Source organism: Actinacidiphila sp. bgisy160, from assembly GCF_057707815.1.
Genome location: NZ_JBYIQW010000007.1, coordinates 192,461 through 202,548, shown reverse-complemented (window position 1 = coordinate 202,548; position 10,088 = coordinate 192,461). Strand labels below are relative to the sequence as shown.

9 protein-coding genes are annotated in these 10,088 nt (G+C 75.0%); 1 reads left to right on the top strand and 8 read right to left on the bottom strand.

All coding sequences use genetic code 11. The annotated features are described in order from the left end of the window. Positions 1 to 61: 61 nt before the first annotated feature. The 3 genes from AC3EUJ_RS09680 to def all read right to left on the bottom strand — a co-directional run bounded on the left by AC3EUJ_RS09680 (position 62) and on the right by def (position 3,147). Positions 62 to 1,558, bottom strand: coding sequence for an RsmB/NOP family class I SAM-dependent RNA methyltransferase (locus AC3EUJ_RS09680; protein WP_431960629.1), 1,497 nt, complete (start codon positions 1,556 to 1,558; stop codon positions 62 to 64). Between the two features lie 78 nt (positions 1,559 to 1,636). Continuing rightward, positions 1,637 to 2,569: a methionyl-tRNA formyltransferase gene (gene fmt / locus AC3EUJ_RS09675; protein WP_431960628.1), complete on the bottom strand. Its 933-nt coding sequence runs from the start codon at positions 2,567 to 2,569 to the stop codon at positions 1,637 to 1,639. A 32-nt stretch (positions 2,570 to 2,601) separates the two neighbouring features. Further along, positions 2,602 to 3,147: a peptide deformylase gene (def, locus tag AC3EUJ_RS09670; protein ID WP_431960626.1), complete on the bottom strand. Its 546-nt coding sequence runs from the start codon at positions 3,145 to 3,147 to the stop codon at positions 2,602 to 2,604. A 186-nt stretch (positions 3,148 to 3,333) separates the two neighbouring features. On the opposite strand from def, the gene AC3EUJ_RS09665 reads away from it, so the two are divergent. Further along, on the top strand, positions 3,334 to 3,834 hold the full coding sequence (locus tag AC3EUJ_RS09665; RefSeq protein ID WP_431960625.1) for a hypothetical protein: 501 nt from the start codon (positions 3,334 to 3,336) through the stop codon (positions 3,832 to 3,834). Positions 3,835 to 3,949: 115 nt separating this feature from the next. Here the strand turns inward: AC3EUJ_RS09665 and AC3EUJ_RS09660 are convergent, their stop codons facing one another. The 5 genes from AC3EUJ_RS09660 to rpoZ all read right to left on the bottom strand — a co-directional run bounded on the left by AC3EUJ_RS09660 (position 3,950) and on the right by rpoZ (position 10,072). Continuing rightward, positions 3,950 to 4,453, bottom strand: a complete 504-nt coding sequence (locus AC3EUJ_RS09660) for a GNAT family N-acetyltransferase (protein ID WP_431960624.1) — start codon at positions 4,451 to 4,453, stop codon at positions 3,950 to 3,952. Between the two features lie 81 nt (positions 4,454 to 4,534). After that, positions 4,535 to 6,682, bottom strand: coding sequence for a primosomal protein N' (locus AC3EUJ_RS09655; protein ID WP_431960623.1), 2,148 nt, complete (start codon positions 6,680 to 6,682; stop codon positions 4,535 to 4,537). 392 nt (positions 6,683 to 7,074) lie between these two features. Continuing rightward, positions 7,075 to 8,283 (bottom strand): methionine adenosyltransferase, encoded by a 1,209-nt coding sequence (gene metK / locus AC3EUJ_RS09650; RefSeq protein ID WP_431960622.1) that lies wholly within the window; start codon positions 8,281 to 8,283, stop codon positions 7,075 to 7,077. Between the two features lie 204 nt (positions 8,284 to 8,487). After that, positions 8,488 to 9,696 (bottom strand): bifunctional phosphopantothenoylcysteine decarboxylase/phosphopantothenate--cysteine ligase CoaBC, encoded by a 1,209-nt coding sequence (gene coaBC / locus AC3EUJ_RS09645; RefSeq protein ID WP_431960621.1) that lies wholly within the window; start codon positions 9,694 to 9,696, stop codon positions 8,488 to 8,490. Between the two features lie 103 nt (positions 9,697 to 9,799). Beyond that, positions 9,800 to 10,072, bottom strand: coding sequence for a DNA-directed RNA polymerase subunit omega (gene rpoZ, locus AC3EUJ_RS09640; protein WP_030610454.1), 273 nt, complete (start codon positions 10,070 to 10,072; stop codon positions 9,800 to 9,802). Positions 10,073 to 10,088 lie beyond the last annotated feature (16 nt).

Genomic DNA, 10,088 nt, shown 5'->3' with positions numbered 1-10,088 from the left:
CCCGCCAGCCGCACCTCCGCCGCGTGGGTGCGGCCCGGACGTCCGGGCCGCACCCGCGCGGTCATTCCCCGGTGCGGCGCAGCACGGCGAGGTACATCGCGTCGGTGCCGTGCAGGTGGGGCCAGAGCTGGACGTCGGGGCCGTCGCCGAGGCCGGGGACCCCGGGCATGAGGGGGCGGGCGTCCACCCATTCGGCCGGTACGGCGCCCGGGCGGCCCAGGACGTCCTCCACGACCGCACGGGTCTCGGCCGGGTGCGGGGAACAGGTCGCGTAGCCGACGACCCCCCCGACGCGCACCGCGCTCAGGGCGGACTCCAGGAGGCCGCGCTGCAGGGGCGCGAAGCCCGGGACGTCCTCGGCGCGCCGGCGCCAGCGCGCCTCGGGACGGCGGCGCAGGGCGCCGAGACCGGTGCAGGGCACATCGACCAGGACGCGGTCGAAGGCGCCGGGACGCCAGGCGGGGCGGGTGCCGTCGGCGACGATCACCCCGTACGGCCCGGGGTTGCCCGCCAGGGCGCGGGCGACGAGCCGGGCCCGGTGCGGCTGCTTCTCGGAGGCGATCAGGGCAGCCCCGCGCTCCGCGGCGAGGGCGCCGAGCAGGGCCGCCTTGCCGCCGGGGCCGGCGCAGCCGTCCAGCCAGAGCCGGTCGGGGCCGTCGCCCAGCGGGGCCGCGGCCAGGGCGGCGGCGACGAGTTGGCTGCCCTCGTCCTGGACGCCGGCGCGTCCCTCGCGGACGGCCTCGATGGACGCGGGGTCGCCGCCCTCGGCGAGCCGGACGGCGTAGGGCGACCAGCGGCCGGGGAGGGTGGCGTCCGCGGGGAGCGCGGCGGCGAGGTCCTGCGGGGTGACGCGGCCGGGGCGCGCGACGAGGGTGACCTCGGGGCGCTCGTTGTCGGCCGCGAGCAGCTCCTCCATGCCCGCGCGGCCCCCGCCGAGGGCGTCCCACAGGGCCGAGACGATCCAGCGCGGGTGCGAGTGGACGACGGCGAGGTGGTCCTCGGGGTCCTCGTCGTAGGGCGGCGCCACCTCGTCCAGCCAGGCGTCCAGGTCCTGCGCCGCGATCCGGCGCAGGACCGCGTTGACGAACTTCGCCCGGCCGTCGCCGAGGACCACGCGCGCCAGCTCGACGGTGGCGGAGACGGCGGCGTGGGTGGGGATGCGGGTGCCCAGCAGCTGGTGGGCACCGAGCGACAGCACGTCCAGCACGGGCGGGTCGACCTCCCGCAGCGGCCGGTCGACGCAGGCGGCGATGACGGCGTCGTACGTGCCCTGGCGGCGCAGGGTGCCGTAGACCAGCTCCGTGGCGAGGGCGGCGTCGCGCCGGTCGAACTCGCGGCCCTTGCGCGCCGCCTCGGTCTCGGCCTCGCGCAGCAGCGACGGCAGGACGAGGTTGGCGTAGGCGTCGCGCTCGTCGACGGCCCGCAGCGCCTCGAACGCCAGGATGCGCACGGGGTCGCGCTGGGGCTTGCGGTAGGGCCGGCCGCCCTGCGGGGGCCCTCCCTGGTGGTGCCCCCCGCGGGTGGCGGGGCGCGGTCGGCGGCGTGACGGTTCGCTCACGTGGAAGGTGCTCCGGGAGTGTCGGTGGTACGGCGGGGCGCGGTGGCGCCCCGCTTCGAGCGTACGTGGAAGGCGCGGTCAGGCGCCGAGCCGTTCGCCGGAGGGGACGCGGACGCCGCGCGCCCAGTCGGCGGCGGGCATCGGCTTCTTGCCCTGCGGGCGCACCTCGCCGAGCTCCACGGCGTGGCTGCCGGTGCCCACGTACACGGCGCGCTTGGTGACCTCCAGCACGCCGGGCGCCAGGTCGGTGCGCTCGGGCAGCAGGGTGACGGGGCCGACCTTGAGGCGTTCGCCGCCGAACAGGGTCCAGGCGCCGGGCGCCGGGGTGCAGCCGCGGATCACCCGGTCCACGCGCAGCGCCGGGGCGTTCCAGTCGACGCGGGCGTCGTCGACGGTGATCTTGGGGGCCAGGCTGACGCCCTCGGCGGGCTGCGGCCGGGCGACCAGCGTGCCGTCCTCGATGCCGTCCATGGTGGCGGCGAGCAGCTTCGCCCCGCTGTGCGAGAGCCGGGTGAGCAGGTCGCCGCTGGTGTCGCGGGGGCGGACGTCCTCGGTGACGACGCCGTACACCGGCCCGGAGTCCAGGCCCTCCTCGATGAGGAAGGTCGCGGCCCCGGTGACCTCGTCGCCCGCCATGACGGCGTGCTGCACCGGGGCAGCGCCGCGCCAGGCGGGCAGCAGGGAGAAGTGCAGGTTGACCCAGCCGCGGGCGGGCACGTCGAGGGCGACGCGGGGCAGCAGCGCTCCGTAGGCGACGACCGGGCAGCAGTCGGGGGCGATCTCGCGGAGCCGGGCGAGGAAGTCCTCGTCACGGGGCCTGGCGGGCTTGAGGACCTCGATGCCGGCCTCCTCCGCGCGCTGGGCCACCGGGCTGGCGACGAGCCTGCGCCCGCGCCCCGCCGTGGCGTCCGGACGGGTGACGACGGCGACGACCTCGTGCCGGCCGGAGGCGATCAGGGCGTCGAGGGCGGGAACGGCGACCTCGGGGGTGCCGGCGAAGACGAGCCTCATGCGTGCGGGGTGCCTTTCTGCAGTGCGCGGCTCTACAGTGCGCGGCCGAACGTGCTGTGCGGGGAGACGCGGACCTGGGGCGCGGCCTGACCGGCCCACTCGGCCTCGCGTATCGCCTTCATCGCGGCCTTGCGCTGCTCGCGGTCGAGGCGGTCGATGAAGATGATGCCGTCGAGGTGGTCGGTCTCGTGCTGGATGCAGCGGGCGAGCAGCCGGGTGCCCTCGATGGTCACCGGGTCGCCGTGCATGTTGAAGCCCCGGGCGACGACGCCGTGGGCCCGCTTGGTGTCGAAGCGCAGCCCGGGCAGGGACAGGCAGCCCTCGGGGCCGTCCTGCTCCTCCTCGCTCAGGCTGAGGTCGGGGTTGACCAGATGGCCCAGCTCGCCGTCGACGTGGTAGGTGAACACCCGCAGCGAGACGCCGATCTGAGGGGCCGCCAGGCCGGCGCCGGGGGCGTTCCTCATGGTCTCCTCGAGGTCCTTGACGAGGGTGCGCAGCTCCTTGTCGAAGACGGTCACGGGCTGCGCCTTCATGCGCAGCACGGGGTCGCCGAAGAGGCGGATCGGCTGGATGGACACGCGTGGCTCCGTGGTCGGACGGTGACAGGGCAACCGCCCCAGTCTATGGGCCGCTGGAGTGGGGGCGCGCACCCTTGCGCACGCCCCCCAGAGGGTTCGATGCGCCCCTTATGCGTGACTCCACGGGAGTCTGGCGCGTTGGTCAAAGGAGTTTGACCCACAAGAGCCGGTTCGAGAGGCCAGTTGATGCCCGAACACGCAACTCATGACGCCCAGGCCAGGGCGAGCCTTCACCTGCTGGTGCGGGACATCGAGCGGGTCCGCCGACAGGTCGACGCGCTGCGCACCCTCACCACCCAGCTGGGCAATGTCTACCGTCCTCGCCGGGGCGGGCCGTCCGCGGGATTCGTGGTCTACGGCCGCGCCCCCGCCCCGACCGTCCGGCTCGCCCAGGAGCTGCGGGACAGCGTCGAGACCCTGGTGACCGCCGCCGTCGAGTTCGACCGCTCCCTGGGCTTCAGCTGGGACGCCGTCGGCTCCGCGCTGGGCGTCACCAAGCAGGCCGTCCACCGGCGGTACGGCAACCGGCGCTCCGCGCCGTCCGGAGCGGCCGCGGCAGAGGTGCACGCCGAGCCCCCGGCCGTCGTGCCCTCCGTGCCCGCGGCCCGCGCGATGCCCGCGCACGCCGCCCCCACCGCCCGCGAGGAGGCCGTCCCCGGCGCGGTCCCCTCCCCGCGCACGGGCTGATCCTGCGGCTCCCCGGGCACGCCCGCCCCGCCGCCCGCCACGCCGACAGGACGGCCGCCGGGGCGGGCGCGTACGGGCGCACACGGGTACGGGCACCGGTACGGGCACACCGCGGTCAGGGCCGCCGGGGCTCCGCGGGCAGCCGCCCCAGATCCAGTTCCAGCTCCCCCACGGTCTGGCCGCCGCTGGACTCCCCCGTCGGCCGGAAGCCGAGCCCCAGGTAGAAGCGTTCCGGGCCGCCCTCGCCGGGATGCCAGGTGGTCGTGAGGCGGGTGCCGCCGCGGCGCCGGATCTCCTCCGCCACCGACTCGACGGCGAACCTGCCGTAGCCGCGGCCCTGTTCACCCGCCGCGACGGCGAGGCGCCACAGGCCCGAGCGGAGGTCGGTGCCGCTTCCGCCGGCCGCGAAGTCGATGTCGAAGAAGGCCATGAGGAAGCCGACGATCCGGTCGCCGTCGAGGATCAGCCGGGGCCAGGCCGTCTCCCCGTGGGCGTACGCCTCGGCGAGGGACTTCACGACTGGCGCCACCAGGTGTTCCTGGTCGGGACGCACCTTGAGGGCGATCGCGGCGTCGACGTTGTCAGGGGTGATCTTCTCCAGACGGAGCGTGCTGGTCATAACCGGAACCATAGGCCGGTGCGTCAAGCGCCTTTCCCCATTCACTCCGTTCCCCCGTTCCCCCGTTCTCCCGGTCGCCGGCTAGCCGATGTCGGGCGGGTCGATACGGACCCGGACCGGATCGGGCTCCTTGCGGGCGATGCGGGCGGTCTGCGCGGACTTCAGCGCGGCCGCCAGGGCGGCGCCGTTGCCCGGCGGCACGCGCAGCAGCACGCGCTCCCATCGCTCCCCGGGCGGGGTGTCCCCGGAGCGGCGGGGCCGAGCGGGGTCGGTGATCGGCAGTGGCACCGGGCCGAGTACGTCGGTGCCCTCCGGGAGCCGGACCGTGGCCAGCAGGTCGGCCACGGCGGCGGGGCGACCGCTGACCGCGGCCATCCGGGAGACCGGGGGGAAGCCCAGTTCGGCCCGTTCGGCAAGCTCGCGCACGGCGTGGCCGACCGGGTCCCAGCGCACGAGTGCCTGTACGGGTCGCAGCGTGGGCTCCGCGAGGACGACCACCGTGCCGCCCTCGCCGGCCGGGCGCACCAGCGCCGCCGCGGCGGCCCATCGGCGCAGGGTCTCCTCCCCCGCCCGCAGGTCCGGGCGGCCCAGCAGGGCCCAGCCGTCCAGCAGCAAGGCCGCCGCGTAGCCGCCGTCGGCGACGGGTTCCGCGCCAGGGGTCGAGATCACCAGCGCGGGGGCACCCGGCACCGAGGCCAGCACGCCGTCGCGCCCGGAGGTCCGGACCGGCACCTTGGGGAAGGCCCGCCCCAGTTCGTCGGCGGTGCGCCGGGCACCGACGACCTGGGCGCGCAGCCGGAAGCCGCCGCACTCCTTGCAGTGCCAGGCCGCCTCGGGCCGCCCGCACCAGCCGCAGTGCGGCGCGCTCTCCCCGTCGCCGAGCTGCAGCGGCCCCGCGCAGTGCGCGCACCGGGCGGGCTCGCGGCAGCGCTCGCAGGCCAGCCGCGGCACATAGCCCCGCCGGGGCACCTGCACCAGCACCGGACCGCGCTGCAGCGCGTCCCGCGTCACCTGCCACGCAACCGACGGCAGCCGTGCCGCCCGCGCGGCGGCGTCCCGCGCCTCGTCGCCCTCTCCGACGGTACGGACCAGGGGCGCGGCCGCGCGTACCCGCTCGCGCGGTGCGGTCAGTGGGAGCGCCCACTGGGTGTCGACCAGCTGCGCGCCCTCCACGGTGCAGGTGAGGCCGCCGAGCAGGAAGCCCGTCCGCTCCTCGGCGGCCCGCAGCAGCAGGACGTCCCGGGCGTGCGGCTGCGGTGCGTGCTGCTCGGCGTGGCTGGAGTCGCCGTCGTCCCAGAGCACGGTCAGCCCGAGGTCCGCCACCGGCGCGAACATCGCGGCCCGGGTGCCGACGACGGCGCGTACGCTGCCCCGGCTCACCCCGAGCCAGCGGCGGTAGCGCTCCTCCGGCCCGGCGTCGGCGGTCAGCAGCACATGGCGGCCCTCGCCGACGATCGCGGTCAGGGCCTCGTCGACGCGAGCGGCGGCGCGGCCGTCCGGCAGGACGGCCAGCGCCCCGCGCCCCGACGCGAGCGCCGCCGCCATGGCGCGGGCGATCTCCTCGGGCCAGTACGGCCCGGGCAGCGCCGTCCACACCGCCCGCGGGGTGTCCCCGCGGGCCAGCGCCTGCAGGAACGCCGGCCCGGTCGGATAGCGCCGCCAGGGCCCGGGCTCGGGCGCCCGGGGCGCCGGCAGCGGATCCCGTACCGGCTCCGCCTCGACCTTGGCCCGGCGCGGCGGCACCGCGAGCTGCACGATGTCGGCGAGGGCGCCCGCGTAGCGGTCGGCGACGGCCCGGCACAGCCGGAGCAGGCCGGGGGTCAGCACCTTCTCGGGCGACAGGACCTGGGCGAGCGGAGCGAGGGGGCCGCGGTAGTCGCTCTCGGTCAGCCGGTCGACGATGAAGCCGTCGTGCAGCTCCCCGCCCTCGCGGCGGCCGCCCTTTCCCACCCGGCCGCCGAACCGCACGCGGACGCGCACGCCGGGCTGCGCGTCGGCGTCCATGGCGGCGGGAACCGCGTAGTCGAAGTACTGGTCCAGGTGGAGGAGGCCCTTGTCGACCAGGACGCGGGCCACGGGGAGCCCTTCGGCCAGCGCCGCGCCCCGCCAGGTGCGCGGCTTGGCACGGGGCTCGTTGGCCTTGCGCACCGCCTCCCGGATGAGCGCGAGCTGCTCTCCCCCGTGCGGCTCCGCCGCCGGGGACACCTGCCGGTCGTCCTCGCTGCTCACAGCCTCAGTGTTACCAGACGCCTCGGACAGCCGGCCCCGCCCCGGGCCCGGGCACGGGGCGGCGCACGCCCTCCTGCCCACGGCGGACACTGCGTGGAGCCCCGTCGAGGCCGTCGGTACCAGGTGCCGCTGCCGCCGCAGGCCGAGCCATGCGCCGTGGTGTCGGAGATCCTGGGTCAGGAGCTGGCCGGCCTGGCGCGGAGGCGCTGGTGCCGTCGCGGCGGATGGGTGAGCCGGCCGAGTAGGGGATGCGGGCGGACGCGTCGGCGCTGCGTCGGCATCCGGACGGCCGCCGCCTTGCGACGCTGCTGGCGCCCCGATGCCGCGTCCACGCACGCCGACGGCCCCGGACCGGGGGTCCGGGGCCGTCGCCGGCTGTGCGGGCGCGAGGCCTAGAGGCCGGCCGCCTGGCGCAGCGCCTCGACACGGTCGGTGCGCTCCCAGGTGAAGTCCGGCAGCTCGCGGCCGAAGTGGCCGTAGGCCGCGGTCTGCGCGTAGATCGGCCGCAGGAGGTCGAGGTCGCGGATGATCGCGGCCGGGCGGAGGTCGAAGACCCGGCCGATGGCCTGCTCGATCTTCTCGTGGTCCACGGTGTGGGTGCCGAAGGTCTCCACGAACAGGCCGACGGGCTCGGCCTTGCCGATCGCATAGGCGACCTGGACCTCGCAGCGCGAGGCGAGGCCCGCGGCGACGACGTTCTTGGCGACCCAGCGCATGGCGTAGGCGGCGGAGCGGTCCACCTTGGACGGGTCCTTGCCGGAGAAGGCGCCGCCGCCGTGGCGGGCCATACCGCCGTAGGTGTCGATGATGATCTTGCGGCCGGTGAGGCCGGCGTCACCCATCGGGCCGCCGATCTCGAAGCGTCCGGTGGGGTTGACCAGCAACCGGTACCCATCCGTGTCGATCTTGATGCCGTCGTCGAGCAGCGCCTTCAGCTCCGGCTCCACGACGAACTCACGGATGTCGGGGGCGAGCAGCGACTCGAGGTCGATGTCGCTGGCGTGCTGCGAGGAGACGACGACGGTGTCGAGGCGCACGGCCTTGTCGTCGTTGTACTCGATGGTGACCTGGGTCTTGCCGTCGGGCCGCAGGTAGGGGATGGTCCCGTTCTTGCGGACCTCGGTGAGCCGCCGGGAGAGCCGGTGCGCCAGCGTGATCGGGAGCGGCATCAGCTCGGGGGTCTCGTCGCAGGCGTAGCCGAACATCAGACCCTGGTCGCCCGCGCCCTGCCGGTCGAGCTCGTCGTCGTCGCCCTCGACCCGGCTCTCGTAGGCCGTGTCGACACCCTGCGCGATGTCCGGGGACTGCGCACCGATGGAGACCGAGACACCGCAGGAAGCGCCGTCGAAGCCCTTCTTCGACGAGTCGTAGCCGATGTCGAGGATCTTGTTCCGCACCAGGGTCGCGATGTCCGCGTACCCCTTGGTGGTGACCTCTCCGGCGACGTGCACCAGACCGGTGGTGATCAACGTCTCGACGGCGACGCGCGAGGAGGGGTCCTCCTTGAGCAGGGCGTCGAGGATCGTGTCGCTGATCTGGTCAGCGATCTTGTCGGGGTGGCCCTCGGTCACGGACTCCGAGGTGAACAGGCGGCGGGACACATCGCTCCCTGGGGTTGCAGCGGCTGCTGGCTGATCATTGGCGGCTCGCGCGGGGCTGCGCCCGGCGGGCCATGGGTCAGTTTATCGTCCGGCTCATGCACAGGGACACGGCATCTCGCACCTTGGATATGCCGTGACCTGCGACACTGTGCATCACCTCGGGACGGAACGCCAGTAGCGCACACGTACCGCCTTGAAGTGTCGTCAGGTCAGACGGGCCGCGACCAGATCCCAGACCTGCTCGGCCAGCGCCTCCTTGGGCCCGTACGGCACGGCGGTCTCACTGCCGTCGGCGCCGAGCACCACGGCCTCGTTCTCCTCGGACCCGAAGGCCTTGTGGTCCCCCACCTCGTTGACGACCAGCAGGTCGCAGCCCTTGCGGGCGAGCTTGGCGCGACCGTTGGCCAGGACGTCGTCGGTCTCGGCGGCGAAGCCCACGACGATTTGGGCGGGGTGCGGCCGTTCGGCTGACAGCTCGGCGAGGACGTCGGGGTTGCGCACCAGCTCCAGCGGCGCGGGCTCCTCGCCGTCCTTCTTCTTGATCTTGCCCTCGGCGTACCGGGCCGGACGGAAGTCCGCGACGGCGGCCGCCATCACCACCACGTCGGCGCCGGACGCGGCCTTCAGTACGGCCTCGCGCAGCTGCACCGCCGTGCCCACGCGCACCACGTCCGCCCCCGCCGGGTCGGCGAGGCCGGTGTTGGCGGAGACCAGGGTGACCCGGGCGCCCCGCGCCAGGGCCGTGCGCGCCAGGGCGTAGCCCTGCTTGCCGGAGGAGCGGTTCCCCAGGTAGCGGACGGGGTCGAGGGGCTCGCGGGTGCCGCCGGCGCTGATGACGACGTGGCGTCCGGCCAGGTCGTTCTCCAGCGCGCGGGGTCCGCGCAGCAGCACACGGCGGCAGGCCTCGAAGATCTCGGCGGGTTCGGGCAGCCGGCCCTTGCCGGTGTCGACCCCGGTGAGGCGGCCGACCGCGGGCTCGAGGACGATGGCGCCGCGGCGGCGCAGCGTCGCCACGTTCTCCTGGGTGGCGGCGTGCTCCCACATCTCGGTGTGCATCGCGGGCGCGAACACCACGGGACAGCGCGCGGTGAGCAGGGTGTTGGTGAGCAGGTCGTCGGCGAGCCCATGGGCGGCCTTGGCGAGCACGTCGGCGGTGGCCGGGGCGACCACGACGAGGTCGGCGCCCTGCCCGATGCGCACGTGCGGCACCTCGTGGACGCTCTCCCACACCTCGGTCGAGACGGGGTTGCCCGACAGCGCCGACCAGGTGGCCTCACCGACGAAGTGCAGCGCCGAGGCCGTGGGCACGACGCGTACCTCGTGGCCCGACTCCGTGAACCGGCGCAGCAGCTCGCACGCCTTGTAGGCGGCGATCCCGCCGCTCACGCCCAGGACGACCTGTGGCTTCCCCATCGACCTCTCCCGCGCTGTGTTGGACCGTGGTGCGTACTACCCATGACACACCACGGGCCCGGCGGTCGTGCCGCCGGGCCCGTGGTGTGACGCGTGGGCGCGGTTACTGAGCCGGGCCCTCGACGGCCTCGGAGGTCAGCAGACCCGCGTTGATCTCGCGCAGCGCGATCGACAGCGGCTTCTCGTGCACGTGGGTGTCCACGAGCGGGCCGACGTACTCGAGCAGGCCCTCGCCGAGCTGCGAGTAGTAGGCGTTGATCTGACGGGCACGCTTGGCCGCGTAGATCACGAGGCTGTACTTCGAGTCGGTGGCCTCGAGCAGCTCGTCGATCGGCGGGTTGATGATGCCCTCGGGCGTGGTGATGGAAGAGGACACGCTCTACCTTCCGATT

Excerpts from the sequence above, each read along its gene's own strand:
- fmt (WP_431960628.1), bottom strand. The coding sequence starts at position 2,569 with ATGAGGCTCGTCTTCGCCGGCACCCCCGAGGTCGCCGTTCCCGCCCTC.
- AC3EUJ_RS09665 (WP_431960625.1), top strand. The coding sequence starts at position 3,334 with ATGCCCGAACACGCAACTCATGACGCCCAGGCCAGGGCGAGCCTTCAC.
- AC3EUJ_RS09660 (WP_431960624.1), bottom strand. The coding sequence starts at position 4,453 with ATGACCAGCACGCTCCGTCTGGAGAAGATCACCCCTGACAACGTCGAC.
- coaBC (WP_431960621.1), bottom strand. The coding sequence starts at position 9,696 with ATGGGGAAGCCACAGGTCGTCCTGGGCGTGAGCGGCGGGATCGCCGCC.